The sequence below is a fragment of the Stackebrandtia albiflava genome, from assembly GCF_007994225.1.
GTDB classification, from domain to species: Bacteria; Actinomycetota; Actinomycetes; order Mycobacteriales; family Micromonosporaceae; genus Stackebrandtia; species Stackebrandtia albiflava.
Map to the genome: position 1 here is coordinate 1269095 of NZ_VLLL01000005.1, position 25235 is coordinate 1294329.

The window sequence follows — 25235 nt, forward strand, 5'->3', positions numbered from 1 at the left end:
GATGTCGCGGGTCGCGGACTGCGATGTGGACTTCGTTGCCCGACTGTTTCCGAATCTGCCCGAACGTGTCTGTTATTGCCAGTATTTAACATGATCGATGCCGAAATGGCAACCCCGCCGACACCGCCGGTTCCGGACCGCCGCCTCGCCGGGCGTGCCGAGGCGCCGGACGGCATGAGGAACGCCCGCCGTCCGGTGGACGACGGGCGTGTCGGATGTGGACGCTCACGACGGGCGTGGTCGGCCCGTGCGGCGACGGTTCACGGGTGGGTCAGAGGTACTGTCCGAAGGCCGGTTCGGCGACCCGCGCGATGTCGGGTGAGGTCCCGTTACGGGTGGCGTACAACTCCGCCAGCGTCATCTCACCGTGGACCGGATGGTCCGGACCCAGCCAGCGGGACGCCTCCACCGACGACAGCGGACCCACCTCGATCTGCGCCAGGCAACGCCCGGGCCGCACCACCGCCGGGTGGAGCTGGTCCAACCGTTCGTTGGTCGTGATGGCGACCAGCACGTCGCGGCCCTGGCCGAGCAGGCCGTCCGTCAGGTTGAGCAGGCGCGACAACGCCTGACCGCTCGACTGCTTCGCCTGCGCGCGGATGAGTTCGTCGCAGTCCTCCAGGACCAGCAACCGCCACCGGCGGCGCGGCTCGTCCTCGTCGGTGACCTGCGGCCCGTCGTTGCCCATGACGACCTCCATGAGGTATGCCGGGCTGTTGAAGAACGCCTCCGGGTCCAGGACGCAGTCCATGTTGGCCCAGGTGCGCCAGCAGCGCGCCAGACTGCGCAGCGCCGTCGTCTTACCGGTGCCGGGAGGGCCGTGCAGCAACACCAGCCGGCCGGAGACCTCGTCCCCGCTGAACCGCATCAGCCGGTCGAGTGACCGCACCGCCTCACCGGAGTAGTTCTGCTTGATCTCGTCCCACGCGGGCGTGGCGATCGTCCGTTCCCTGCGGTAAGGCCCGTGACCGCCCTGGTACCAGAACCCGATGTCGACGGCGTTCTCGTCCTTGGTCTCGGGCTGTTCGGCCCCGTCGGTCGCCTCGGCGAGGACCCTACCCGCCAGTTCCTCGCTGACGGCGGTCACCGCGACGAAGCCGGAACCGTTGGTCCACCGGACCGAACGGGACGTCCAGTCGGGCCCGCACGCGAGCACCGCGACGGTGCCGTTGTCGTCGGCCGAACGCAGGATCGTCGCCTCCGGAGGAACCAGCGTGGCGTCCTTCGCGACCCGGTTGATCCGTTTGGTGACCGCCCACGGCTGGCTGCCGTCGACGAACGCCGCCAACGCCAGCACGTCGACGACGTCGGCGGGCGTGTTGGCGTCGTTGAGGCTGGAGATCACCGGCAGACGCGTCAGTGGGTCGACGGCCGTGCCGGTCGGTGGAGTCACCTGGTCGGGGGCCGTTCTGCGGGTCTGCTCGATCAAAGTCATCTACTCCAGGATGGCGACGGGGGCACGCAACTGTACAGCGGTTTTCCGGCCGGACCGGTCGGTGAGACCGCCGGGCCGACGCGCGGTCCATCTTAGGAGACGGCGACCACGCCGGGGCGTCCCCGCGACGGGCGCGTCAGGCCGGAAGGTGCCACGGGCCGGGCTGGAACCGTTCGACCGTGACCTCCCGCCACACGTCACCGGTGACGTAGGGCTCCTCCGCCAGCCACGCGTCGAGGGCGGCGCGATCGGGCAGGTCGAGCAGCAGCATCGAGCCGGTCATGCGGCCGTCGTCGTCGACGAGCGCCCCGCCATGTACGAGTACCCCCTCTTCGGCTAGCCGGGACCCGGCGGCCAGGTGCGCCTGCCGGGCGGCGGCCCTGCGGTCGGGGGCCTCGGGGTCGGTGCCGTCGCGGCCGATCACCAGGAACCTCATCACTCGCCTCTCGTCGTGGCGGACCGTGTCGCGGTCAGGATAGGCGGCTCCCGAGTCGCGCCGTCAGTCGCGCCACCGCGGGGGTGCGGCGTGCCGCCGGACGTCCGGACCCGCTCCGGGTCGCGACTCGCGGCCCGGGCCGGTCACCGGCATCTCGCGTCGTTCCCGGTGCCGTGCCAGGACGACGACGGTGACGGCGAGGCCGCCCCACATGACGAGGATCGATATCACCAGCATGGTGACTCCGCCGATGGACATCTCACCCCTCCCTCCGGTAGTCGATGAAGGCCGTCTCCCGCTCCCGCCACGGGACCAGTGACACCAGCACCCCGAGGGCGAGCGCGGTGCCGGCGACGCCCCAGCCCAGGGCCGCGACGAAGCCGGCCGGGTAGCCGCCGTACGGCTCGGTCAGTTCGGTGATGACGGATTCGACGCTGAGCCACCCCAGTACGACCGGTGTGACGACCGCCAGCAGGATCGTCCACGCCCTGCCGACCCGCAACGCCGAGGTCAGGTTGGCGTGATCGCGCAGTGTGGACAGCCGCCGCAGCAGCCACGCCACCACCACGATGGACGCCAGCGAGGCGGCGGCGACCCCGTACTGGTTGATGAAGTGGTCCATCACGTCGAGGTAGTACAGCCCCTGATCGGTCGGGAACAACAGGACCGACACGGTGGCGATGACGCCGCCGACCGTCAGCACCGCCGGGACGCGGCGCATGTCGGTGCGGTCCTGGACGGCCGCGACGACCACCTGCACGATGCTGATCAGTGAGGTGAGGCCCGCCAACACCAGCGAGACGAAGAAGGCCGCCCCGAACAGGTGCGCGCCCGCGGGCAGTGTGGAGATGATCTTGGGAAACGCCACGAACGTCAGGCCGATGCCCTGGTCCGCCGCGTATCGCACCGGTACTCCGGAGCTGACCGCGATGAACCCCAACGCGGCGAAGACGCCGATGCCCGCCAGGATCTCGAACGCGCTGTTGCTGAACGCCGCGACGAGCGCCGACCCCGTCATGTCGGCGCGGCGGCGCAGGTACGACGCGTAGGTGATCATGATCCCGAATCCCACCGACAGTGAGAAGAACACCTGGACGTAGGCCGCCAGCCACACGTCGGCGCGCAGGATGGCACTCCAGTCCGGCCGGAACAGCGCCTCCAGGCCGGTCCAGGCGCCCTCCAGGAACAGGGCGCGCACCACCAGGATGCTGAACAGCACGATCAGTGTGGGGACGAAGATCTTGTTGGCGGCCTCGATGCCCCGGCGGACACCGAGGGCCAGGATGGCGAGGGTGATCACCCACACCCCGATCAGCGGCCACATCACCCCGGTGTTGGTCTCCGAGATTCCTCCGGGGGTCTCGGCGACGTTCAGGAACTCGTCGAACAGGAAGGTCTCGGGGTCGCCGCCCCACTGCAGGCTGATGGAGAAGCCGAGGTAGCGCACGGCCCAGGCGATGATGACGGCGTAGTAGATCGCGATGACGAAGCAGACGGCGACCTGCCACCAGCCGATCGGTGTGGCGGCGCGGTGCAGTGACCGGAACGCGGCGGGTGCGGAGCCGCGGCTTCGGTGGCCGAGCGAGAACTCCATGATGAGCAGCGGGATTCCGGCGGTGAGCAGGGCCACCAGGTACGGGATGAGGAAGGCGCCGCCGCCGTGGGCGTACGCCTCGTAGGGGAAACGCCAGATGTCTCCTAGGCCGATCATGGAGCCCACGGCGGCCAGGATGAAGCCGGCCCGGGTTCCCCAGTGCTCTCTGGGTTGCGACAACTTCCCACCTCAAGTCCATTGCGGACGCCCGCTGCCGTGTCGGTCGTACACGGGGCGTCTCGGGTGACCTCCCGCGTGTGATCTGCGACGCTAGCCGGGTTATGGGGAAGTTGTAAACACTCTTGAATCGGAATTGTTAAGTATAGAAGTTTGGCCATGCGCAGATGCCGGAACGGGGGCGCCGCCGGTCGGTTCGGTGACCGGTCAACCGCCGAGTGGCCGGATCGGTTCAACGTTTCCGGCGTACTCCCGGTACGTACCGAGAACCCCGGCGTCCTTCCGGGACGCGCCGCCCGGGTGGGCGGGGTTCATCGTGCTCCGTGCGCCGGCGTGCCACTCTTGGGCGGAGGTGCCGAGCCGCGGCACCGCCGACTAGGAGGACATGTTGAGGGCCATCGTCATCGACACACCCGGCGGGCCGGACGCCATGCGCGTACGACAGGTCTCGCCGAGACGACCGGGGCCGGGCGAGGTCCTGGTGGACGTCTCCGCGTGCGGCGTCAACTTCATCGACGTCTACCACCGCACCGGACGGTACCCCGTGGACACTCCGTTCACCCCGGGTCTGGAGGGCGCCGGGACCGTCGCCGAGGTCGGTGAGGACGTCACCGACCTGGCGGTGGGGGACCTGGTGGCCTGGTTCCAGGTGATGGGCAGCTACGCCGACCAGGTGGTGGCCCCCGCCGACGCCCTGATCCGGGTTCCGCAGGGCGTGACCGCCCGGTTGGCCGCCGCGGTCCTACTCCAGGGTGTCACCGCCCACTACCTGAGCCATTCCACCCACGAGGTCCGGCCCGGCGACCGGGTTCTCATCCACGCCGCGGCGGGCGGCGTCGGCCTCCTGTTGACCCAGCTGGTGAAGCATCGCGGGGGCTGGGTCGCCGCCACGGTGTCCACTCCCGAGAAGGCGGAACTGGCGCGCGACGCGGGAGCCGACGAGGTGCTGGAGTACGCGGGCTTTGCCGAACGGGTACGCGACCTGACCGACGGCCGGGGTGTCGACGTGGTGTACGACGGTGTGGGTGCCGACACCTACGAGGGCAGCTTGGCGGCGTTGTCCCGCCGTGGTCTGCTGGCGCTGTTCGGGCAGTCGAGTGGGCCGGTGCCGCCGATCGACCCGCAGGTCCTGGCCCGGCACGGTTCGCTGTTCCTGACCCGTCCGACCAGCGGTGACTACGTCGCCACCACCGAGGAGTTCCGTTCCCGCAGCGGCGAACTGTTCGCGCTGGTGGCGGACGGGACGTTGTCGGTGCGGATCGGCGCGGAGTACGAACTGCCGGACGCGGCTCGGGCGCACCGGGACCTGGAGGAACGCCGGACGACCGGCAAGCTGCTCTTGCTGCCCTGAGCCGGTGTGGCACGACTGAATGAATACTTGAAACGCACACCTTGTGCGTCGTGGGAGTCCGTCCTTGTGGATAGGTTGTGGCCGTGCAGCTTCCTCACGGCCCCGGCGGGTCCGCCGGTCCGGCACCACGGCGGCGTTCCGGGACCGCCCGGCGGCACGGCGCACCGACACCCCGCCTGGCGATTCCGGACCACCATGCCGCCCGCCCGCCGTCGGCCGAGGACCCGAACAATTCGAGCTGAGTGTGCGCGCGGGCCTGTGGCTCCGGATCGACCTGGTGCGACGTCCGGGCCGGCGCAGTCAGGAGCACGGCGATGTCGTACAACGAGGAGCACTGGACCAGGCTGATGGACTGGGACCACACCGGATGGTGCCGGTTCCTCCCCTGGGAGGGCGCACTGCTGTGGCGGATGTTCTGTGAGGCCACCGCGAACGACGTGACCGGTGACCTCGACACCCTGGTGGACTGGTACTCCGAGGTCGATCCGGTGGCGTTCGGTCCGGAGTTCTTCTCCGGTCTGGACGCGCGCATCGAACACCGCCGCAGTTGGTCGGACCGCCGTCGGTTGGCGCGGTTGTTCGACAAGGCGACGCTGGTGTACCCGCAGACCGCCCGGCAGACGGCCTGGGCGGGGAGGGACCTCGGGCTGTACCGCTTCGACCCCGATCCGCCGCGGTGGCGCGTGCCGATGGCGTTGCCGCTGCCGACCGAGGTGCTTCCGATGACGCCGAGGCAGCGGCAGGTGGAGGACGCCCGGCGGCAGCACCTGTTGTGGTCCGAACCGGCCGCGGTGATCGTGGAGGTGCTGCGGGACGTCGGATGCCCGGAGCGGGTGCGTACGAGCGTCGACGAGTTGGCCGATCTGATCTGCGAGCCGCCCGAGACGGTGAGGCACAGCCTGGCGTTCCTGAACGACACGCGGTTCGGCGGGCACCTGGGGCGACCCATGATGCGGGTGATGACCTCCTTTCCGCAGGGCGCCGACCGCACCGCCGATCCCGAGCGGCTGGAGGGGCCGGAGGAGTTCCAGCTCGTCCCGAACTGGCAAGCGCTTGCTGCTACCTATGGCACCGTCTGGGAACTCACCCACCCCGGAGAGGACTGGCTCGACCGGGCGTGACCTGCCGGTTTCGGACGTCCCGGGGCGGGGTAAACCGCTGTCGGAGGTGAGTAACTGATGTCGGAGAAACAGGACAAACTGATCGGCAAGGCCAAGGAGATGGCGGGCAAGCTCACCGGCAACGAGAAGCTTGAGGCCGAGGGCAAGACCCAGAACGCCAAGGGGACCGTCAAGGACAAGGCCGACGAGGTCAAGCGCAGCGTGGAGGGGACCGTCAAGGGACTGCGCGACGACAAGCGCGACAACCCGATGGACCGCTGACCGGTCGATCACCACAGCGCGACGGCCCGCCCGGCCCAGACGCCGGGCGGGCCGTCATCGTGCTCAGACGACGTCGAAGTTCGCCATCATCGCCATGTCCTCGTGTTCCAGGTTGTGGCAGTGCATCATGTACCGGCCGCGATGTCCGGTGAACCGCACCGCCACCTCGACGAACTCGTAGGGCCGCAGGTCTACGGTGTCCTTCCACCCGGCGTCCTCCGGCACGGGCGGTTTGCCGTTACGGGTCAGCACCCGGAAGTGCGCCAGGTGCAGGTGGACCGGGTGATGGAAGTCCGAGGTGAAGGTCCACCTCTCCACGGTGTTCAGTTCCGGGGATGCCAACGAGTCCGCCGGATCGAACGGCCGCCCGTTGATGGTCCACATCTGTCCGTGGGAGTGGTTCGTCAACGCGAACGCGAATTCCCGCTCCGCGACCGAGTCCTCGGCGCTGATCTCGACGGGGTCGGCGAGCCGGTCGGGGACCGTGTAACCGGTTCCGCCGCCGCGATCGACGTCGAAGCGAAGCAGCTCGGCCATCTCCCCGGTCCCGAGCAGGTTCCGCAGCACCACCCGGTCGCCCACCCGGTGGCCGCCGAAGTCGACCAGCACGTCGAACCGCTCGCCGGGGGACATGGTGAGGGTCTTCAGGCGTTGCGGCCGTGCCAGTAGACCCTGATCGCTGCCGATCTGCACGAAGTCGCCGCCGTCGTCGCGTTCGAGCCGGTAGCGCCGGGCGTTGGAGGCGTTCACCAGTCTCAGCCGGTAGGTCCCGGTGTCCACCGACACGACCGGCCACGGGGTGCCGTTCACCAGTGCGACGTCGCCCTCCACACCCTGGTGGAAGTCCCCGGTCACGCCCGGTTCGGCCAACAGGGAGTCGTCGACGGCCGGGTACTTGAAGTCCCCGTCGGCGTCGAACGCACGGTCGCAGATCATCATCGGGAGCTCACGCTCACCCGAGGGCAGCCCGAGCCGGTCCTCCTCCTCGTCCCGGATCAGGAACATCCCCGCCAGGCCCCGCCACACCTGCGGCGCGGTGAAGTCCATCCGGTGGTCGTGGTACCACAGGCCCGCTGCGGGCTGGTCCAGCGGATACTCGTACTCGCGGCCTCCGTCGTGGAGCCGCCACTGATCGGCGGCCACGGCCATGTGGGAGTGCGCGCCGGGTGTGAAGGCGTCCGCGTGAGCCGTCGCCACGATCAGGTCGGTGGGGTAACCGTCGGACTCCGCCGGGGTAACGCCACCGTGCAGGTGGGTCGAGGTGGGGGCGGGCAGTTCGTTGCGGACCTCCACCGCGATCGGTTCGCCCCGGCGCACGTCGAACGTCGGGCCGGGGAAGACCCCGTCGTACCCCCACACCCTCGTCCGGGTGCCGGGGACGATCTCCAGCTCGGCCTCCCGCTGGGCCATCAGGTAACGGCCGGGAGCCACCGGCGTGGCGACCGGGGGGATCCGCAACGGCGTCGTGAACCGTTCAGGGAGTGGGAGGTCGCTGCGCAACAGGCGTCCGGCCTGTTCGGGGGTGATGAGGTTGCAGCCCGCCAGCGCCCCGCCGCCCGCGACCGCCGCCACTCCCAGCGCGCCCATCGTCAGCACGCGACGGCGGCTCCACCGGTGTCCCGTCGTCATCGGCCGGCCTCCGCTCGCCGTGCGGCGGGCGACACCGACCACCGTGCGAACGCGACGGCGGCGGCGGCGACCACGAACGCCAGCGGGAAGTGCAGTTCGAGGATCCGGAACGCGCCCAGGACGGCCTGCGCGGCGACGAGCAGGAAGAGGATCCCGGCGCGCAGCACGAGTCGGCCGGAACCGCGTCCGGGCCGCCAGTACAGGACCGCGGCGACGACGAGCGACAACGACGCCAGCGCCATGAACACGGCGACCAGTGCGTGTACAAGGAGCATGGCGACGTCACCCGTGACGAACAGGCCCGCGACGATCGGCTGGACGATCGCCGAGGCCGCCAACGGGAAGGCGAGAACGCGCAGCGTCCAGGTGATCCATCCGGGTATCGTCGGCGGGTCGCCGACCGTCTCCGGCACCGGTGTGGTGGTGGTGCTCATCAATCCTCCGAATCTCCGACGGCTCGCTGAATCCTTCCCGCGCGAGGCCGGGCCGGCGTCGGTCCGCAGAAGACATTTCGCGGTACCTCCCGGGGAGTGGGTGACCACCGGTCGGAACCCGGGTCGTACTCCCCCGGAAGTAGGCACCGCTCGTCCACCGGGATGGTGTGACACGGTCACGGGTGCCGTAGTTTGGCCGGATGCGACGTGGTCATGAGGCGGTGAACGCCCGTTGGGATCCGCTGGTGGCGCTGGTGGTCACGGTCGTCTCGGTGGTCGGCGCCGGGGCCGCGCAGGAGAGCGAGGTCGTCGTCCGGATTCCCGCGTTGCGGGCGGCCGGACTCGTACTCCTGGTCGCCGCCTGCCTCTCACTCGTGGTCCGGCGGCGGTATCCGACCGTCGTGGCCGTGTTGGGGGCGTCGTGCGCGGGCACCTACTTCTTCCTGGTGAACGACAACATCGCGGCGTCGATCCCGGCCGCGCTCGGCCTGTACACGCTGGCGAGCCAGGGGTACCGGGCACGTGCCGTCCTGCTTACGGTGGCGTGCACGGTCTTGGCGGTCCTGACCGCCGTACTGCTCGACGACTCCCCGGTGGACTCCCTGCAACGGACCGCCGGACGCACCGGCTGGATGGTGGCGGTGATGGTCGCGGGGGAGGTCACGCGGCACAACTGGCAGAACCTGCGGCGGGCGCGGGCGCGGGCGCGGGACGCCGAGCACGCCCGGGAGCAGACGGCCCGCCGCAGGGCCGCCGAGGAACGGCTGCGCATCGCCCGGGAGCTGCACGACTCCCTGACGCACTCCATATCGGTCATCAACGTGCAGTCGTCCGTCGCCCTGCACATGCTGCCCGACCGGCCGGAGGCGGCGGAGGTCGCCGTGCGGCACGTCAAGGACGCCAGCCAGGACGCGATGCGGGAACTCCGTGCCACCCTCCAGACGTTGCGGATCAGCGAGACCGACGCGAACCCCACCCTTCCGGCGCTCCCCAGACTGTTGGACGGGGTGTCGGCGGTGGGGATCGACGTCGCGCTGGTGGACGAGTCCGGTGACCGACTGCCATCCGAAGTGGACACCACGGCCTACCGGATCGTGCAGGAGGCGTTGACGAACGTGGTGCGCCACTCCGGCGCCGCCCGGACGTGGGTGACCCTGCGGCGCGAGGCCGGGGACCTGGCGATCACCGTCGTCGACGACGGACTCGGCACGGACGGTGTCGTGGTGGCCGGCTACGGGATCGACGGGATGCGCGAACGCGTGGCGGCATTGGGCGGTCGGTTGTCGTTCGGGAACCGGCCGGGTGGCGGTTTCGGCGTGGAGGCGTGGTTGCCGGTGGCGGGTGTGGAGGCGGCGGCGTGATCCGGGTGCTGTTGGCGGACGATCAGGCGCTGATCCGGGCCGGCTTCCGGGTGCTGCTGGAGGCCGAGAGTGACGTCGTGGTCGTCGCCGAGGCGAGCGACGGGGAGCAGGCGGCCGACCTGGCGCGGCGGTATCGACCGGACGTGGCGCTGGTGGACGTGCAGATGCCCGGCCACGACGGGATCCACGCGACCCGCCGGATCTGCGCCGACCCGGAGACGGCGGGGGTCAAGGTGGTGATCCTGACGAACTTCGCGCTGAAGGAGTATCTGTTCGACGCGCTGCACGCCGGGGCGAGCGGCTTCCTGGTGAAGGACTCCGAGCCCGAGGACCTCATCCGGGCGGTGCGCCTGATCGCCGGTGGCGAGGCGTTGTTGGCGCCGTCGATGACCCGGCAGTTGATCGCCGAGTACGTGGCCTCGCCGAGGCGGGCGGCGACGGTTCCCGAACTGGACGTGTTGACGCCCCGTGAGAGGGAGGTGCTGACACTGGTGGGCGGTGGTCTGTCCAACCGGGAGATCGCCGAGGCGCTGTACATCAGCCACACGACCGCCAAGACGCACGTCAGCCGGATAATGGTCAAACTGGCGGCCCGGGACCGGGCGCGGCTGGTGGTGATCGCCTACGAGGCCGGCCTCGTCGTGGCGAGGGGCCGGTGAAGATCGAGACGTGTAGATATCGCGTTCTTGACGGGATGTTAACAGAACTACTATCGTGCAGCCATGAGATGGCTGATCGGATGCGCCGCCGCGGTCGTGCTCGTCGGTGCGGTCACGGCGTGCGGTGGCGAGGCGACTCCGCCGGTGGCGGACGAGGACGAGCATCACCACCACGGCGACGGCACCGTCGCGGAGGGCTCGGGCGAGTTCGACATCGGCCTCGGCGGGCCGGTGTCGCTGTCGGGTGACTTCGACGCGATCTCCTACGAGGTCACCTATGCGGTCACCGGTGTGACCGTGGTGGAGACCGACGACGCCGGTGAACCCGCGGCCGAGAATGACGTGCTCCTGGTGGCCGAAGTGGAGATCACGGGATTCCGGGGCGACCACGAGGCCGGACCCGGCAACACCGACTTCGTCTTCAGTCTGCTCGACGCCGAAGGCCGGGAGTATCCGCGCTCGGACCAGGTGGTGGCACCCGAGCTGGTGGGCACCGTCGAGGCCGACCAGACCCTGACCGGCAGGGTGGTGTTCGACGTACCCGAGTCCGCCGCGGAGTCGGGCAGCGTCCGCCTCGCGGCCGAGGCCAACGGGAGCGACCTCCTCATCGACTGGGAGTACTGACCTGCTCGCGGGTTTGTTCTGCCCCTGTACAAAATAGGGGCGGCCGGGTACCGTCTCTGGCCATGGCAGCCACCGAACTCACCCTGGTGCCGCGCCCCCGCCGGATGGAGACCACCGGACAGGCAGGCTGCGGCATCGACACCCCCGTCCAGCGAGCGCACGACGCGAGCCTGCCCGCGCAGGGCTTCGACCTCACCGTCACCGAAGACACCGTGTCACTCCGATACGCCGACGACGCCGGCGCCCGGTACGGCCTGGCCCTGCTGGACCAGATCCGGGGACAGTCCCACGGACAGCTGCCCGCCGTCCACGTCTCCGACTGGCCGGACTTCGCCGTCCGGGGCTTCATGCTCGACATCAGCAGGGGACGGGTGCCCACGAGGGACACCCTCGACCGGCTACTCGACCTGCTCGACCTGGTCAGGATCAACCAACTCCAGCTCTACACCGAACACACCTTCGCCTACCCCGGCCACGAGATCGTGTGGCGGGACGCCTCACCGATGACCCCCGAGGACATCGCGTGGCTCGGCGACCGCTGCGACGCGCTCGGCATCGAACTCGTCGCGAACCAGAACACCTTCGGGCACATGGAGAACTGGCTCCGCCACCCGGCGTACCGGCACCGCGCCGAGATCCCCGACGGCTTCGAACTGTTCGGCCAGCACCGCCCCGCCACGACACTCGCGCCGACCCAGGACAACGCGGACTTCGCGATCGGCCTCATCGACCAGCTCATGCCCCACTTCCGCAGCAGGCGGGTCAACATCGGATGCGACGAGACCTGGGAACTGGGGAGGGGCGCCAGCGCCGCCGAGGCGGCCTCCGTCGGTAAGGGAAGGGTCTACGCCGACCACCTGCTGCGATTGCTGAACCCACTGCTCGCCAAGGGCTACGACGTCCAGTTCTGGGGCGACATCATCGCCCACCATCCCGAACTGGTCCCCGAGCTCCCCACCGGCGCCACCGCCGTCGCCTGGACGTACGAGGCACCCAAGCCACCGGTCGACTGGCCGGCCCCCGTGGTGGCCGCGTTCCGTGAGGCGGGGGTGGACCCCGAGACGTTGAGCGCCGGATTCGGGCACACCGCCTCGGCGTTCACCGACGCCGGCTACCCGTTCTGGGTGGCACCCGGCACCTCCACCTGGCGTTCCTTCCTCGGGCGCATCGACAACGCCGTCGGGAACCTGATCGACGCGGCCGAGGTCGGCATGGCCCACGGAGCGGGCGGATACCTCGTCACCGACTGGGGCGACCTGGGGCACATGCAGCCGCCGTCGGTGTCCTACCCGCCCATCGTGTTCGGTGCCGCCGTCGCCTGGTCGCTGGAGGCCAACCGCGACCTCGACCTGACCGCGGTGGTCGACCGGTACGTGTTCGAGGACGCCACCGGCAGGCTCGGCGCCGCCATGGACGGGCTCGCCCGCGTCTGGGACCGCACCGGCCTCATCACGTTCAACGCCAGTCCACTGTTCGTCGCGGTCACCCAGGCACGCAGCACCGTGGCCGGCGCGGCCGACGTCGACCGGATCACCGAGGTCGTGGCCGACATCGACCGGGCCGTCGCCGAGATCGCCGCGTCCTCACCGGACAGTCGCGACGCCGACACCGTTAAGGCCGAGCTGACCGCGGCCGCGCGACTCGCTAGGCACGGCGGATACCGACTGCTCAGCGAGGCCGGCGGCAAGGCCCCCGACGGCGAGGCGCTGGCCGCCGACCTCGACGAGGCCATCGGCCTGCACAAGGAGGCGTGGGCACTGCGCAGCCGCCCCGGCGGCATCGAACGCGGCCTGGCCGAACTCGAACGCACCGCCGCCACCTACCGGTGACCCCTACCGGGCCGGTGCACCGCACCGGCCCGGTTCACCCCGCCGCCACCGCCGTCTGTGGGATCCTCACACCGGGGGAGTGATGAGCGGGACGACCTACTGGCACGGTGACTCCGAGGGGCTGCGCAGGATCACACCGGAGGACGCGGCGGCCGAGGCGGGGGCGGAGCCGGCCGACGACGGGTTCCTCTGGATCGACACGGCGGACCCGGAACCCGCCGAACTCCACCGGCTCGCCGAGACCGTGCGGCTGCACCCCTCGGCGCTCAGAGACGCCGCCACCGTCAACCGCCGCTCCCGGTACGACTCCTATGGCGGGATCCGCACCATCGTCCTGAAGACACTGTGGTCGAGGCACGGCGACGACGGACTCGGCCACGGCACCGTCACGATCGTCGTCTCATCCACGGTGCTCCTCACCGTCAGGCACGGCGACCACGACCCGCTGCCGGACACACGGGAATTCCTGGACGCGCACCCCCGGCTGCTGTCCCACGGCGCGGCGGCGGCGGGTTTCGCCGTCCTCGACCGGATGCTGTCGCGGTACAGGGAACTGTGCGACGACGTGGACGAACGGGTGACCGAGGTGGAACGCCGCGTCTTCTCCGGCGGCAGGGTCGACGCGGTGGGCGACATCTACGCCGTGCAACGCCGGGTCGTGGAGCTGCGGGAGGCGGTGACGCCCCTGCTGGCGCTCGCGGAGGACCTGCTGGAGGACGACGACGCCCGGCCCGGCCGGGCGACCGGGTTCCTGCGCGGGGTCGGCCACCACATCCGCCGGGTGGACGCGTCGGTGACGTCGAGCGAGATGGTGCTCGACAACATCCTCAACGCACACCTCGGCCAGATAAGCATGTGGCAGAACGAGGACATGCGCAGGATCTCCGCGTGGGGCGCGATCATCACCGTGCCCACCCTCATCGCCGGCGTCTACGGGATGAACTTCCGGCACATGCCGGAACTGCGCTGGTGGATCGGCTACCCGTTGATCCTGGCGGTGATGGCGGTGGTGTGCCTCCTGCTGTACCGGGGCTTCCGTCGCAACGGCTGGCTGTGACCGGTGCCGTCAGGACGCGGCCGCGTCGCCGCCCTCGCCGCCCTCCACCGTGACGACGAGCCCGTCCTCTCCGGAGTCGACGCGGACGGTGTCCCCCGGTCCCGCGTCGCCGCCCAGTACCAGTTGCGACACCCGGTTCTCCAACTCGCGCTGCACCGTGCGCCGGAGTGGCCTGGCACCGTACTCCGGCTGGTGACCGGTCGCCGCCAGCCGGTCGAGGGCGGCGTCGGTGACCTCCAACCCGATCTCCTGGGCGGCCAGCCGCCGCCGGGTCCGGTCGACGAACAACGCGGTGATCTCCCGCAACTGGGTTCGGTCGAGTCCCGAGAAGACGATGATCTCGTCGATCCGGTTGAGGAACTCCGGCCGGAAACGCTCACCCAACAGGCCCAGCAGCGTGTCGTGCAGTTCCGACACCGGCCGCCCGGCGCTCTGCGCCGCCAGGATGCGATCGGCCCCGACGTTGCTGGTCATGATGACGATGGTGTTGCTGAAGTCGACGGTGCGGCCCTGCGCGTCGGTGACCCGGCCGTCGTCCAGCAGCTGCAGCAACGTGTGGAACACGTCCGGATGCGCCTTCTCGACCTCGTCGAACAACAGGACCCGGTACGGCCGCCGCCGCACCGCCTCGGTGAGTTGACCGGCCTCCTCGTAGCCGACGTACCCGGGAGGCGCGCCGACCAGCCGGGAGACGGTGTGCTTCTCCTGGAACTCGCTCATGTCGAACCGGACCATGCTCGCCTCGTCGCCGAACAACGCCTCGGCGAGCGCCCTGGCCAGCTCGGTCTTGCCGACCCCGGTCGGCCCCAGGAACATGAAGGAACCGTCGGGCCGCTTCGGGTCACCCAGGCCCGCGCGTGCCCGCCGGACGGCCTCGGCCACCGCCGTGACCGCCTCGTCCTGGCCCACCACCCGCTCGTGAAGGTGCGTCTCCAGCGACAACAGCCGTTCCCGTTCGGCCTTCGTCAACTGGGACACCGGTACACCGGTGCGGCGCGAGACCACCTCGGCGATGTCGTTGACGTCCACCTCGGGGACCGGCCCGCCGTCACTGCGGGCCTCGGAGAGCCGTGCCTCGGCGGCGTCGATGTCGGCCTTGATCTCGGAGGCGCGCGCGTAGTCCTCGGTGTCGACGGCGGCGTCCTTGTCGTTGCGCAGCCGGGTGATCCGGTCCTCCAGCTGCCGCGTGTCGGGTGCCGGGGTGCGGGCGAGCAGCCGTACCCGGGCGCCCGCCTGGTCGATCAGGTCTATCGCCTTGTCCGGCAGGAAGCGGTTGGTGATGTACCGGGCGGACAGTCCGGCGGCGGCGTCCAACGCCGCGTCGGTGAACCGGACCTGGTGATGCGCCTCGTAGTGGTCGCGCAGGCCGCGAAGGATCTCGACGGTCTCGTCGACGCTCGGCTCGGGGATCAGCACCGGCTGGAACCGGCGCTCCAGTGCCGAGTCCTTCTCGATGTGCTTGCGGTACTCGTCGAGGGTGGTGGCGCCCACCACGTGGAGTTCGCCCCTGGCCAGCGCCGGCTTCAACATGTTGGAGGCGTCCATCGCGCCGTCGCCACCGCCGCCGGCACCCACGACGGTGTGCATCTCGTCGATGAACAGGACCAGGCCGCCCTCCGCCGCGGCGCCCTCCTCGATGACCTTCTTGAGCCGTTCCTCGAACTCGCCGCGGTACTTGCTGCCCGCGACCATCCCGGCGAGGTCGAGGGCGACGACCCGCCTACCCGCCAGCACGTCGGGCACGTCGTTGTTGACGATGCGTTGCGCCAGGCCCTCCACGATCGCCGTCTTGCCGACGCCGGGTTCCCCGATCAGGACGGGGTTGTTCTTGGTGCGGCGCGACAGGATCTCGATGGTGTCCTGGATCTCCTCCTCGCGTCCCACCACCGGGTCGAGGGCGCCCGCCTCGGCCTCGGCGGTCAGATCCCTGCCGTACTCGTCGATGGTGGGGGTCCGGCCGCGGCCTTCCCCGCCGCCGCGCGGTGGACGGGTGGGGGACGTGCCGTCCCCGCCGCTCACCAGCGCCCGCAGCGCGCGTCCGGCGGCCGTCTCGGGGTTGGCGGCCAGGCCGAGCAGGATGTGGTCGGGTCCGATGTAGGACACGCCGGCCTCCCGCGCCTGGGTGTGCGCGTCACGCAGGGCGCGTTTCGCGGCCGGCGTCAGTGGCGGTACCCGGTCGGTGGCCTGTCCCCGTTCCGCCAGGGCGTCCATCTCCTCGGCGAGCGCGTCGGGGTCGGCGCCGCTCTCCGACAGCATCCGCCGGGCCGGGTCCTGCCGGGCCGCAGCCCACAGGATCTGGTTCACGTCGACGTCCACGCCCTGTTCCCGGGCGTGCCGCACGGCGGCGGCCAGCAGCGAACGCGACTGGTCCGACAACACCCGGTCGAGGTCGATCCGCTGCACCGGCCGGGCGGCGAACGGGTCACCCCCGAAGAAGCGGTTGATCAGGTCGTCGAACGCGCCGGTGCCGGCGTACGAATCCATGGACGTGCCCTCCCCCTCGTCACTGTCGTCGCCGCGGCCCGCGGGCCGCGCTCACGCCTCGGGATCAGCCGAACGCCGTCGCACCGAGGCCGCCCTCCCGCCGCGAGACACCCCGCATACGCAGTCCCAGGACGATGCTGAGCACCCCCCACACGATCGCGAACACCCCGATCGTCACGACCAGGGCGACCGCTCCGGCGGCCGGTTGGAACAGCAGGACCACGCCCAGACCGATGGAGGCGACACCGGTCAGGCCCAACAGCCACTCGTTGTCGATCTCCCTGCGCAGCCGCCACGCCGCGACCAGGTACATGACACCGGTCAGCACCGCCCAGAACGCGATGACCCACAACAGCACCAGCGCCGTCACACCCGGCCAGACGAACGCGATCAGTCCGGCCAGGACGCCGACGAGCCCCATGGCCACGAGCACCCACCGTTCTCCACCGCGCCCCGAGAACCCCATCACGATCGCCATGACGCCGTCGACGATCGCGTACGCGCCGAACAGGACGACCAGCGCCAACAACGTGATCTGCGGCCACAACAGGGCCAGCGCCCCGAATATCACCCCGATGACGCCCCGGAACACGACGAGCCCCCAGGTGCGTCCGAGAAGTTCCCGCATCGCCGCCGCCTCTCCCCGCCGGATGGACCACTGTCAATCGCATCCTCACCCGGCGCGGGGCGTTTCGTGGCCGATTCGCGGTATTCCGGCCCGTGCACGCCGAGGGGCGGACCGGGGATACCGGTCCGCCCCTCGGCGTGTCGTCGGCGGTCAGGCGGCCAGGCGTGCCACCCGCCGCGACGAGAAGGCGTACACGACCGCGGCCAGGACCGTGACACCCAGCATCACCACCGCCATGCTGTCGAGCGTGACGGTGCCGCTGCCGGTCATGGTCGCCAGCGAGGACAACCCGCCGCCCAACGCGAACTGCAGGGTGCCCATGAGGGCGGAGGCGGTGCCCGCCACCTGCGGGGACTGGCTGGCCAGTGACATGGTCGAGGCGTTGGGGAAGACGAACCCGACGCTGAACATCATCACGAAGAACACCACGGTGATCGAGACCAGGCCGGCCCCACCCGCCACGTCCAGGAGCGCGAGCGCGGCGACGGCCGTGAGCGTCCCCACCAGGCCGTAGACCAGCCGCCGGTGCATCTCGACCTTCCCGATGAGGAAGGCGTTGAGCTGCGTCCCGGCCAACAGGCCGACCGTGTTGATGCCGAACATCAGCGCGAACTGCTGCGGTGTCGCGCCGAACTCGTTCTGCGACACGAACGAGAAGTTCGCGATGTAGGTGAACATCGCGCCGAACGCCATCGACAGGGTCAGGGTCGGGCCGATGAAGCGGACGTCCCGGAGCAGGCCCTTGACCGTGCTCCACAGGGTGGCGGGCCGCAGCGGAACGCGCTGCTCCCTCGGCAGCGACTCGGGCAGGAAGAAGTAGACCAGCACCAGGCTGATCACCGACACCGCGGTCAACACCGCGAAGCCGAGCTGCCAGGGGCCGAACTCCAGGAGCTGCGCTCCCAGCACCGGCCCGAGCATCGGGGCGAGCATCGTCACCAGCATCAGGCGCGAGAAGAACCTCGCGACGTCGTCGCCCTCGAAGTGGTCGCGGGCGATCGCCCGGGAGATGACGGCACCGGCGGCGCCGGCGAGACCCTGAACGAACCGCAGCGCGATGAACGCCTCCGCCGAGGGCACGAACATGCACAGCAACGACGTGATCGTGAATATGACGGTGCCGATGAGCAGCGGCCTACGGCGGCCCCAGGCGTCGCTCATCGGGCCGACGACGAGCTGGCCCAGCGCCATGCCGATCATGGCCGAGGTCAGGGTGAGTGCGATCTGGTTCTCGGTGGCGTTGAGGTCGTCGGCGATGACCGGGAACGCCGGCAGGTAGAGGTCGGTCGCCAGTGGCCCGGTGGCGGCGAGGGTGCCGAGCACCAGGACGAGCGCCACGATCGAGCGACGCGGTTTCGGCGCGGTCGTGGTCGTCGTGGTCTCGGCGGGCGCGGTTGCGGTAGACAACAGAAGTCCTAAGCGGGGTCGCGTGCGTGTGTTACCGGAGGAGTTCGGGGAACGGGGATCGTTGAAGACCGGTGAGTGGGTGTCCACCGGCACCGTTCGCAATGCGCGGCGATGGGCCTCGCGATTCCGGTGTGCGGGATGCGGCCCGGAGGAGGGGCGGCATTCGGGTGATCCTGTCCCCAGGAGGCCGCGCTCACACCGGTACGTACGTCGTGAAAGCGGTCTCCAGGAAGTCCGTAACAGACGATACGTCTCCTCGGCGGTTATGCACAGGCATTTGAGAGTGAGGCAACACCGGCGACTTTGCGGCGGCGACCGGTCACCCACCATCGGTGCCGGAGTACCCGGTGTCACCCGTCTCACCGAATGACCGGCCCTCCCACGACACCGGACGCGACCCACGTCCACAGCGGACCGGAATATCCCGTTGTCGCCCTTGACCGTCCCCACTACAGTTCGGCTGCGAACCGAGGAGAACGCCGATGACAAGACTGAACCAGCTGATCGCCGTCGAGAAGACCGTCAAGGGCAAGGCGCAGCAGAAGATCGCCGAGGTCGGCCGCGACCTGGCCAAGGCCGGCCTGCTGTCGGGCATATCGCGCACCTACCAGCCCAAGGACGAGGACGGGGAGCAACTGCCGCCGGAATCGACGCGGGTGCAGGTCCGCGCCGACGTCGTTCTCAAGGAGGTCGCCGACGGTCTCACCCGGCTGTTCGACGTGACGGCCTCCAAGGACCTCACCAACTGCACCGCCCGCGCCGACGTGGTCGTGGACGGCCAGCCCCTGCTGCGGGACGTTCCGGTCACCACACTCCTGTTCCTCGAGAAGCAGTTGGCCGAGATGCAGGCGTTCCTGCGGCGGCTGCCGGTGCTCGACGCCGCGGAGGTGTGGGGCTACAACGACGCCGCCGACTGCTGGTCGACCGAACCGGTCCGCACCATCCGGACCAGGAAGGTGCCCCGCAACCACGTGAAGGCCGAGGCCACCGAGCACCACCCGGCCCAGGTCGAGGTCTACCACGAGGACGTCCCGGTCGGATACTGGACGTCGGTCAAGTTCTCCGGAGCCATGCAGGCCAAGCGGCTCGGTGACCTGCTCGACCGCGTCGACACACTGCAGCACGCCGTGAAGTTCGCGCGCGAGGAGGCAAACGCCACCGAGGTCGTGGACAGCCGCATCGGCGACAAGGTTTTCGGTTACCTGTTCCGGTAACCTGGAGACTTCCCCCGAGCGGGGGAAGAAGTGCAGGAGCACAAGCTGAAACTGAAGTCGAAACTGATTCGCGGTCAAGACGCGGGTTCGAATCCCGTCACCGGTACGTGCCGGTGTAGCCCAATGGTGAGGCAGCCGCGTGAGACTCAGACTATCGCTCCAGACTCAGCATTCGCCATCACGCACCGGCCGACGACGGACGGACGACGGGACTTGAGGTTGCAGGTTCGACTCCTGCCCGCCGCGCCACATGCGGCGGTAGCTTCAATGGGAGAGCGCAAGGCTTGAAACGGATCCGTCCGCGACGGGCCGGCAGCGGCGATCACGGTGGCATCTCCGGGGCTCGGGGGAAGGCAATCCTCCGAGCCTCCCTCATGCCCGGTCCGCCGTGAGGCTCCACCGTGGAACATTCACCGGGCGGGCCACGGGCGGCCGTCGCCGGGTCGCTTCACGGTCGCGCAGGGTCCCGGCGGGGCGCCGCCGGACGGGCCGCGGTGCCGTGCGCCTCACGCCCACGACACCGCGGCGACCGGACTAGTGGAGCCGCAGCTTGTACTCCGCCACCAGCGGAAGGTGGTCGGAGGCCAGCGGGTCGTCGGTCACGACCTCGGCCGACACCGGTGTCAGGTCGGCCGAATGCCAGACGTAGTCGATCCTGACCTTCGGGTCGATCGTGTTGTAGGTGTGGCCGGGGCCGTCGCCGACGGCGGTCCACACGTCGTCGACCACCGAGTCGATCGTGCTGATCTCGGGGGTGCCGGTCTCGGCGTTGAAGTCGCCGGTGACGACGGTCCGCCGCGGCCGGTTACCCAGGATCTCCGCGATCGCGGTCGCCTGTGCCTCACGTTCGAGGTTGTTGTTGTGCTGGAGGTGGGTCGTCGCCACGTGCACCGGCATCCCGGCGGGCGTGGCCACGGTGACCTCCAGGAAACCCCGCTGTTCGCCGTTCTCGAACTTCGGCAGCAGGGTGTTGTGCCTCCTGATGATCGGCCACTTCGACAGCACCAGCGTTCCGTACTCACGACCGGGATCACCCGGCCGCTCGGCGGGCAACTGGACGTTGGGCGCGTACGCCTTCCACATCCGCAGCCGGCGCGCGAACCACTGCGGTTGGTCGACGAAGTCACTGCGGGACCAGAAGCGGTCCACCTCCTGGAGCCCGATGACGTCGACGTCCATCGACTCGATGACGGTGGCGATCCGCTCCAGGTCCACCACGTTGTCGGGGCTGGCGGCGTGATGGATGTTGAACGTGGCGAAACGGAGCCGGTTGTGCCTGTTCGTGGCGACCTCCTCGGCCGACGCCGCGCCCGGCGCGGCGAGGGAGGCGCCCACGGCACCGATTCCCAGACCGGTCAGCAGGGCTCTACGGGACACTGCGAGAGGTTTGTTCCGGGCGGACAATGGGGGCCTCCATTGTGGTGCCCAAGCCGTCGCGGCTTGGTGGGCGATACGGGACGAAGCCATCTTGGCGCATCCGGGCGCGCTTTGCACGCACGTCGCGCCGCACAGCCACATTGGAGTGTCGCCGCGCCCGGAACCGCCGCACCGCCATCGTGCCCGGCCGAGGTGACGACCGGGTGTCCGTCCGGTGGCCGTCGACCCACCCGGCGGCGACGTCAGGCTGCGGGCATCCGGCCGGAACACAGCACGTGGACGTCCCGGTACCCCAGTCTCCGGTACAACCGGTGCGTGGCCTCCTCACCGGCGTAGGACCCCAACGCCACCATGGGATGCCCCCGTTCCAGCAACCGCCGGGTGACCCACGAGGTCAATGCCGACGCCAGGCCACGCCGCCTCGCGTCGGGATGCACCGCCACCGAACCCAGCATGGGGCCGATGCCCTGACCGGTGTTGGCGTTCCCACAGGCGACGATCCGACCCGAGGCGTCCCGCGCCCCGAACCACTCCATACCCGGGCGTTCCCCGTCCGGCCGGCTGGAGGCCGTCGGGAACGCCACCTCCAGTAGCGCGTCCACCTCCGCATGGTCCACCGGATCGATCCACTCGCACGCGGCCTCGGCCGGTGTCTCCGGTGGCGCCGAACGGGTGTAGAACCAGTGCCACGCGCCCTCCACGGCGGGCCTACCCGGTTCGGGCAGTTCCTCCAGCACCGGGCGCGGGATCGTGAACCGCTGCACCGGTACCTCGGCGGCGACCCGCGCGAACAGCCCCGCGACCGCCCGGGGCTCACCGTCTCCCATGAGGACGGTCCGGTCGTGGTGGCCGCGATACCACACCACCGCGCCCTCCTCGGCGAAGCCGACCGAGTCCTCGGAGGCGAAGCAGCGGACCAACGGGAGGTCGGCGGCGGCGAGCAGCGCGCCACGCCCGCTCAACCGGGTGGGAAGGCTCATCGCCTCCGCTCCACATCGCCGTCGCCACCCGTCGGACTCACGGCCGGGGGGACCGGCCCGCGCATCACCCAATCCACGGCTGAATCGTGACACCGCCGCCTCGGCATCCGCAATGTAATGCGGAGCACGCCTATGGCGTGGGTGCCGAGCACGCCTCCGGCGCGACGCCGAGCACGTCTCCGGTGTGGGTACCCAGCACGGTGCCGAGCACGTCGGCGGCGTCTGGCGACGTGTTACGGCGGCGCGGGGCCGGGTCCCCGACCACGGTCGTGTCCCCGGACGGCCGTCCCCGATGCCGTCGCGCGACGAGTGTCCGGACGGACCTGTCGGTCCCCACGACTAGAGTGATCGAACGGACGTTCGCGGCGGAAGGGAACGGAACATGCGGATTCTGGGCGTCGATCCCGGCCTGACCCGTTGCGGCGTCGGCGTCGTGGAGGGACTGCCCGGCAGGCCGTGCCGGCTCGTGGCCGTCGGCGTGATCCGCACCCCTCCCGAGGACGACATACCGGACCGGCTGCTGGCGGTGGAGGCCGGAATCACCGAATACCTCGACCGGTACCGGCCCGAGGCCGTCGCCGTGGAACGGGTCTTCAGCCAGCACAACGTCGCCAGCGTCATCGGCACCGCCCAGGCCGCCGCCGTGGCGATCCTCGGCGCCGCGCGGCGGGGCATCCCCGTGCACACCTACACGCCCAGCGAGGCCAAGGCCGCGGTCACCGGTTCCGGTACCGCCGACAAGAGACAGATGACCACCATGGTCACCCGGCTGCTGCGACTCGCGGAACCGCCCAAACCCGCCGACGCCGCCGACGCCCTGGCGCTGGCGATCTGCCACGTGTGGCGCGGTGGCACCAAGGCGCGACTGCTGGCGGCCGGGCGACGGACGACGAAGGGAGTCAGGACGTGATCGCCAGCCTCACCGGCACGATCACCTCGGTGACCGGCGACAGCACGGTCATGACGGTCGGAGGGGTCGGCTACCTCCTGCGGGCCACACCGGGGACACTCGCCAACCTGCGGGTGGGAGCCGAGACGACCCTGCACACCACCCTGATCGTCCGTGAGGAGTCCCTGACCCTGTACGGATTCGCCACCGTCGCCGAACGCGACCTGTTCGAACTGCTGCAGACCGCGAGCGGCGTCGGGCCCCGGCTGGCGCAGGCGGCGTTGGCCGTGCACAGCCCCGCCGCCGTCCGGCACGCCATCGCCTCCGCCGACACCGCGACACTGACCCGCATACCCGGTGTCGGGAAGAAGGGCGCCGACCGTCTCGTGCTGGAACTCAAGGACAAGATCGGGGCGGCCCCCGCCACCGACGAACCGTCGGGCGGCGGTGACCGGCCGCCCGCGTGGCGTGAGCAGGTCTCCCAGGGCCTCCAGGCGTTGGGCTGGTCCGCCAAGGACGCCGCCACGGCCGTCACCAAGCTCGACGCCGGTTCCGAGGTCGACGCCACCGACGTGCCGGGCCTGCTCAAACAGGCGATCCGGCTGCTGGGGCGGACCCGATGACCGAGTTCGGCGACCTCTACGAACCCGACCTCGTGTCCGCGCAGGCGCTTCCCGCCGAATCCGGCGCGGAGTCGGGAGTGCGTCCGGCCAAACTGGACGAACTCATCGGCCAGTCCCGGGTCCGCGAACAGCTGGAACTGCTGTTGTCCGGCGCGCGGGCGCGAGGCGGCGCCCCCGACCACATCCTGCTGTCGGGACCGCCGGGACTGGGCAAGACCACCATGGCGATGATCGTCGCCGCCGAACTGGGCGTGTCGCTGCGGCAGACCTCCGGTCCCGCCATCGAACGGTCCGGCGACCTCGCCGCGGTGTTGACGTCGCTGGGGCCCGGGGAGGTGCTGTTCATCGACGAGATCCACCGGATGGCCCGGCCCGCGGAGGAACTGCTCTACACCGCCATGGAGGACTACCGGGTCGACGTCATGGTCGGCAAGGGCCCGGGGGCCACCGCCATCCCGCTCGACCTGGAGCCGTTCACACTGGTGGGCGCCACCACCCGGTCCGGGCTGCTCACCGGCCCGCTGCGCGACCGGTTCGGTTTCGTGGGCCAGCTCGACTTCTACGACCGGCCCGAACTGGAGGCGATCGTGCGACGCACCGCCTCGATCCTCCAGGTCGACATCACCGAGGACGGCGCGGTCGAGATCGCCGGGCGCTCCCGTGGCACACCCCGCATCGCCAACCGGCTGCTCCGGCGGGTCCGGGACTTCGCGCAGGTGCGTGCCGACGGTGTCATCACCCGCCCGGTCGCCCACGAGGCGCTCGCGCTCTACGACGTGGACCACATCGGGCTCGACCGGCTCGACCGTGCCGTACTCACCGCCCTCATCGACCTCTTCTCCGGTGGGCCGGTCGGGCTCACCACGCTGGCGGTCGCGGTGGGGGAGCAGCCCGACACCGTGGAGGAGGTGTGCGAGCCGTTCCTGGTCCGGGCGGGGTTGCTGGCCCGGACGCCCCGTGGCCGGGTCGCCACGGTGCACGGTTGGCGGCACCTCGGCCGGACCCCGCCCCAGTCGGGTGCCGGGGTGGCTCCGGCACCGCTGTTCGGCGCGCGGGAGTCCGACGAAGACTGAGGTCGCCAAGGGTTGTGGCGGCGTTCACGTACCCAGATCGGCAGGCTAGACTCCGCAGACGTCCCAGAATCCGTATCTCAGGAAAGGCCCTGCGCGTGGGTAACGAAGGCTCAAGCGGCTTGCTTATGCCGGCGATCATCATCGTGATGATCTTGGCGATGTACTTCCTCATGATCCGTCCGCAGAACAAGCGCCGCCGCGAGATGATGGAGAAGCAGCGTCAGGCCGGCCCCGGCCAGACTGTCGTCACCATCGGCGGATTGCACGCCACGATCATCGACAGCGACGACACCACGGTGACCCTGGAGGTCAGCCCGGGTGTCATGTGCGTCTACGAACGGGGTGCCATCGCCCGGGTCCTGGACGACGACGGCGTGGACGAGGACACCACGACCGATTCCGAGCCGGAGGACGGTATGCCCGCGACCGACGCCAAGGCCGACGAGCCGGCCGCCGAGGACTCGAAGGCCGGCAACCGGCCGCCCGGCGACGGAACCCAGAACTGAGGCATTCCGGCGCGCCGACCCACGCGCCGCCCGATACGGCTGCCGGACCACCCCCAACCCGATTCCCGGCACCCGAAGTGAGGAGA

General features: G+C 70.1%; 24 protein-coding genes. 13 read left to right on the forward strand and 11 right to left on the reverse strand.

The window, feature by feature from the left end; translation table 11 throughout:
- Positions 1 to 271: 271 nt before the first annotated feature.
- The 4 genes from LX16_RS06695 to LX16_RS06710 all read right to left on the reverse strand — a co-directional run bounded on the left by LX16_RS06695 (position 272) and on the right by LX16_RS06710 (position 3645).
- Positions 272 to 1435, reverse strand: a complete 1164-nt coding sequence (locus tag LX16_RS06695) for a DUF5925 domain-containing protein (protein ID WP_147134668.1) — start codon at positions 1433 to 1435, stop codon at positions 272 to 274.
- A 136-nt stretch (positions 1436 to 1571) separates the two neighbouring features.
- A complete protein-coding gene (locus LX16_RS06700) occupies positions 1572 to 1871 on the reverse strand; it encodes a YciI family protein (protein WP_147134671.1) in 300 nt (99 codons plus the stop codon).
- Between the two features lie 63 nt (positions 1872 to 1934).
- Positions 1935 to 2129 (reverse strand): MetS family NSS transporter small subunit, encoded by a 195-nt coding sequence (locus LX16_RS06705; RefSeq protein WP_147134674.1) that lies wholly within the window; start codon positions 2127 to 2129, stop codon positions 1935 to 1937.
- Position 2130: 1 nt separating this feature from the next.
- A complete protein-coding gene (locus tag LX16_RS06710; RefSeq protein WP_147134678.1) occupies positions 2131 to 3645 on the reverse strand; it encodes a sodium-dependent transporter in 1515 nt (504 codons plus the stop codon).
- A gap of 382 nt (positions 3646 to 4027) precedes the next feature.
- Here LX16_RS06710 and LX16_RS06715 point away from each other — a divergent pair, with 382 nt between their 5' ends.
- The 3 genes from LX16_RS06715 (at position 4028) to LX16_RS06725 (ending at position 6375) form a co-directional block, all read left to right on the forward strand.
- Positions 4028 to 4993: a quinone oxidoreductase family protein gene (locus tag LX16_RS06715; RefSeq protein WP_147134682.1), complete on the forward strand. Its 966-nt coding sequence runs from the start codon at positions 4028 to 4030 to the stop codon at positions 4991 to 4993.
- 314 nt (positions 4994 to 5307) lie between these two features.
- Positions 5308 to 6114, forward strand: coding sequence for a DUF6042 family protein (locus LX16_RS06720; RefSeq protein WP_147134685.1), 807 nt, complete (start codon positions 5308 to 5310; stop codon positions 6112 to 6114).
- Between the two features lie 57 nt (positions 6115 to 6171).
- Positions 6172 to 6375 (forward strand): CsbD family protein, encoded by a 204-nt coding sequence (locus LX16_RS06725; RefSeq protein WP_147134688.1) that lies wholly within the window; start codon positions 6172 to 6174, stop codon positions 6373 to 6375.
- Positions 6376 to 6438: 63 nt separating this feature from the next.
- On the opposite strand, the gene LX16_RS06730 is transcribed toward LX16_RS06725, so the two are convergent.
- Together LX16_RS06730 and LX16_RS06735 are read right to left on the reverse strand one after the other, a co-directional pair.
- Positions 6439 to 8004: a multicopper oxidase family protein gene (locus LX16_RS06730; RefSeq protein WP_147134691.1), complete on the reverse strand. Its 1566-nt coding sequence runs from the start codon at positions 8002 to 8004 to the stop codon at positions 6439 to 6441.
- A complete protein-coding gene (locus LX16_RS06735) occupies positions 8001 to 8438 on the reverse strand; it encodes a hypothetical protein (RefSeq protein ID WP_147134694.1) in 438 nt (145 codons plus the stop codon). The genes LX16_RS06730 and LX16_RS06735 overlap by 4 nt, the downstream gene beginning before the upstream one ends.
- Before the next feature lie 200 nt (positions 8439 to 8638).
- Here LX16_RS06735 and LX16_RS06740 point away from each other — a divergent pair, with 200 nt between their 5' ends.
- The 5 genes from LX16_RS06740 (at position 8639) to LX16_RS06760 (ending at position 13968) form a co-directional block, all read left to right on the forward strand.
- The gene (locus tag LX16_RS06740; RefSeq protein WP_147134697.1) at positions 8639 to 9799 is read left to right on the forward strand and encodes a sensor histidine kinase; all 1161 of its coding nucleotides are present in this window, start codon (positions 8639 to 8641) and stop codon (positions 9797 to 9799) included.
- Positions 9796 to 10458: a response regulator gene (locus tag LX16_RS06745; RefSeq protein ID WP_147134700.1), complete on the forward strand. Its 663-nt coding sequence runs from the start codon at positions 9796 to 9798 to the stop codon at positions 10456 to 10458. The genes LX16_RS06740 and LX16_RS06745 overlap by 4 nt, the downstream gene beginning before the upstream one ends.
- A 63-nt stretch (positions 10459 to 10521) precedes the next feature.
- On the forward strand, positions 10522 to 11082 hold the full coding sequence (locus tag LX16_RS06750; protein ID WP_147134703.1) for a DUF4352 domain-containing protein: 561 nt from the start codon (positions 10522 to 10524) through the stop codon (positions 11080 to 11082).
- Positions 11083 to 11144: 62 nt separating this feature from the next.
- Positions 11145 to 12911 carry a glycoside hydrolase family 20 zincin-like fold domain-containing protein gene (locus tag LX16_RS06755; protein ID WP_147134705.1) on the forward strand — a complete coding sequence of 589 codons (1767 nt, stop codon included), beginning with the start codon at positions 11145 to 11147 and terminating at the stop codon, positions 12909 to 12911.
- An 82-nt stretch (positions 12912 to 12993) separates the two neighbouring features.
- Positions 12994 to 13968, forward strand: a complete 975-nt coding sequence (locus tag LX16_RS06760) for a magnesium and cobalt transport protein CorA (protein ID WP_147134709.1) — start codon at positions 12994 to 12996, stop codon at positions 13966 to 13968.
- Positions 13969 to 13977: 9 nt separating this feature from the next.
- On the opposite strand, the gene LX16_RS06765 is transcribed toward LX16_RS06760, so the two are convergent.
- The 3 genes from LX16_RS06765 to LX16_RS06775 form a co-directional block, all read right to left on the reverse strand.
- Positions 13978 to 16452, reverse strand: coding sequence for an ATP-dependent Clp protease ATP-binding subunit (locus LX16_RS06765; RefSeq protein WP_147134712.1), 2475 nt, complete (start codon positions 16450 to 16452; stop codon positions 13978 to 13980).
- A 64-nt stretch (positions 16453 to 16516) separates the two neighbouring features.
- Positions 16517 to 17080 carry an HdeD family acid-resistance protein gene (locus LX16_RS06770; protein ID WP_147134715.1) on the reverse strand — a complete coding sequence of 188 codons (564 nt, stop codon included), beginning with the start codon at positions 17078 to 17080 and terminating at the stop codon, positions 16517 to 16519.
- 150 nt (positions 17081 to 17230) lie between these two features.
- The gene (locus tag LX16_RS06775) at positions 17231 to 18487 is read right to left on the reverse strand and encodes a multidrug effflux MFS transporter (RefSeq protein ID WP_244615696.1); all 1257 of its coding nucleotides are present in this window, start codon (positions 18485 to 18487) and stop codon (positions 17231 to 17233) included.
- Positions 18488 to 18969: 482 nt separating this feature from the next.
- Here LX16_RS06775 and LX16_RS06780 point away from each other — a divergent pair, with 482 nt between their 5' ends.
- Positions 18970 to 19701: a DUF7873 family protein gene (locus tag LX16_RS06780; protein WP_147134721.1), complete on the forward strand. Its 732-nt coding sequence runs from the start codon at positions 18970 to 18972 to the stop codon at positions 19699 to 19701.
- Between the two features lie 534 nt (positions 19702 to 20235).
- Here LX16_RS06780 and LX16_RS06785 read toward each other — a convergent pair.
- On the reverse strand, positions 20236 to 21078 hold the full coding sequence (locus LX16_RS06785; RefSeq protein ID WP_244615697.1) for an endonuclease/exonuclease/phosphatase family protein: 843 nt from the start codon (positions 21076 to 21078) through the stop codon (positions 20236 to 20238).
- 242 nt (positions 21079 to 21320) lie between these two features.
- The gene (locus LX16_RS06790; RefSeq protein ID WP_147134726.1) at positions 21321 to 22058 is read right to left on the reverse strand and encodes a GNAT family N-acetyltransferase; all 738 of its coding nucleotides are present in this window, start codon (positions 22056 to 22058) and stop codon (positions 21321 to 21323) included.
- A gap of 382 nt (positions 22059 to 22440) precedes the next feature.
- Here LX16_RS06790 and ruvC point away from each other — a divergent pair, with 382 nt between their 5' ends.
- From ruvC to yajC, 4 genes are all read left to right on the forward strand, one after another.
- Positions 22441 to 22968: a crossover junction endodeoxyribonuclease RuvC gene (gene ruvC / locus LX16_RS06795; RefSeq protein WP_147134729.1), complete on the forward strand. Its 528-nt coding sequence runs from the start codon at positions 22441 to 22443 to the stop codon at positions 22966 to 22968.
- A complete protein-coding gene (ruvA, locus tag LX16_RS06800; protein WP_147134732.1) occupies positions 22965 to 23570 on the forward strand; it encodes a Holliday junction branch migration protein RuvA in 606 nt (201 codons plus the stop codon). Before ruvC ends, ruvA begins: the two co-directional genes overlap by 4 nt.
- Positions 23567 to 24643: a Holliday junction branch migration DNA helicase RuvB gene (gene ruvB / locus LX16_RS06805; RefSeq protein ID WP_147134735.1), complete on the forward strand. Its 1077-nt coding sequence runs from the start codon at positions 23567 to 23569 to the stop codon at positions 24641 to 24643. Before ruvA ends, ruvB begins: the two co-directional genes overlap by 4 nt.
- Positions 24644 to 24789: 146 nt before the next feature.
- Entirely contained in the window at positions 24790 to 25149 is a 360-nt protein-coding gene (gene yajC / locus LX16_RS06810; protein ID WP_211354318.1) for a preprotein translocase subunit YajC, read from the forward strand.
- Positions 25150 to 25235: the final 86 nt, after the last annotated feature.

What these genes read in the sequence shown, in the direction of transcription:
- LX16_RS06695 (WP_147134668.1), bottom strand. Translation starts at nt 1,435, where the DNA reads ATGACTTTGATCGAGCAGACCCGCAGAACGGCCCCCGACCAGGTGACT.
- LX16_RS06700 (WP_147134671.1), bottom strand. Translation starts at nt 1,871, where the DNA reads ATGAGGTTCCTGGTGATCGGCCGCGACGGCACCGACCCCGAGGCCCCC.
- LX16_RS06705 (WP_147134674.1), bottom strand. Translation starts at nt 2,129, where the DNA reads ATGTCCATCGGCGGAGTCACCATGCTGGTGATATCGATCCTCGTCATG.
- LX16_RS06715 (WP_147134682.1), top strand. Translation starts at nt 4,028, where the DNA reads ATGTTGAGGGCCATCGTCATCGACACACCCGGCGGGCCGGACGCCATG.
- LX16_RS06720 (WP_147134685.1), top strand. Translation starts at nt 5,308, where the DNA reads ATGTCGTACAACGAGGAGCACTGGACCAGGCTGATGGACTGGGACCAC.
- LX16_RS06725 (WP_147134688.1), top strand. Translation starts at nt 6,172, where the DNA reads ATGTCGGAGAAACAGGACAAACTGATCGGCAAGGCCAAGGAGATGGCG.
- LX16_RS06730 (WP_147134691.1), bottom strand. Translation starts at nt 8,004, where the DNA reads ATGACGACGGGACACCGGTGGAGCCGCCGTCGCGTGCTGACGATGGGC.
- LX16_RS06735 (WP_147134694.1), bottom strand. Translation starts at nt 8,438, where the DNA reads ATGAGCACCACCACCACACCGGTGCCGGAGACGGTCGGCGACCCGCCG.
- LX16_RS06740 (WP_147134697.1), top strand. Translation starts at nt 8,639, where the DNA reads ATGCGACGTGGTCATGAGGCGGTGAACGCCCGTTGGGATCCGCTGGTG.
- LX16_RS06750 (WP_147134703.1), top strand. Translation starts at nt 10,522, where the DNA reads ATGAGATGGCTGATCGGATGCGCCGCCGCGGTCGTGCTCGTCGGTGCG.
- LX16_RS06755 (WP_147134705.1), top strand. Translation starts at nt 11,145, where the DNA reads ATGGCAGCCACCGAACTCACCCTGGTGCCGCGCCCCCGCCGGATGGAG.
- LX16_RS06760 (WP_147134709.1), top strand. Translation starts at nt 12,994, where the DNA reads ATGAGCGGGACGACCTACTGGCACGGTGACTCCGAGGGGCTGCGCAGG.
- LX16_RS06765 (WP_147134712.1), bottom strand. Translation starts at nt 16,452, where the DNA reads ATGGATTCGTACGCCGGCACCGGCGCGTTCGACGACCTGATCAACCGC.
- LX16_RS06770 (WP_147134715.1), bottom strand. Translation starts at nt 17,080, where the DNA reads ATGCGGGAACTTCTCGGACGCACCTGGGGGCTCGTCGTGTTCCGGGGC.
- LX16_RS06780 (WP_147134721.1), top strand. Translation starts at nt 18,970, where the DNA reads ATGACAAGACTGAACCAGCTGATCGCCGTCGAGAAGACCGTCAAGGGC.
- LX16_RS06790 (WP_147134726.1), bottom strand. Translation starts at nt 22,058, where the DNA reads ATGAGCCTTCCCACCCGGTTGAGCGGGCGTGGCGCGCTGCTCGCCGCC.
- ruvC (WP_147134729.1), top strand. Translation starts at nt 22,441, where the DNA reads ATGCGGATTCTGGGCGTCGATCCCGGCCTGACCCGTTGCGGCGTCGGC.
- ruvB (WP_147134735.1), top strand. Translation starts at nt 23,567, where the DNA reads ATGACCGAGTTCGGCGACCTCTACGAACCCGACCTCGTGTCCGCGCAG.
- yajC (WP_211354318.1), top strand. Translation starts at nt 24,790, where the DNA reads ATGATCTTGGCGATGTACTTCCTCATGATCCGTCCGCAGAACAAGCGC.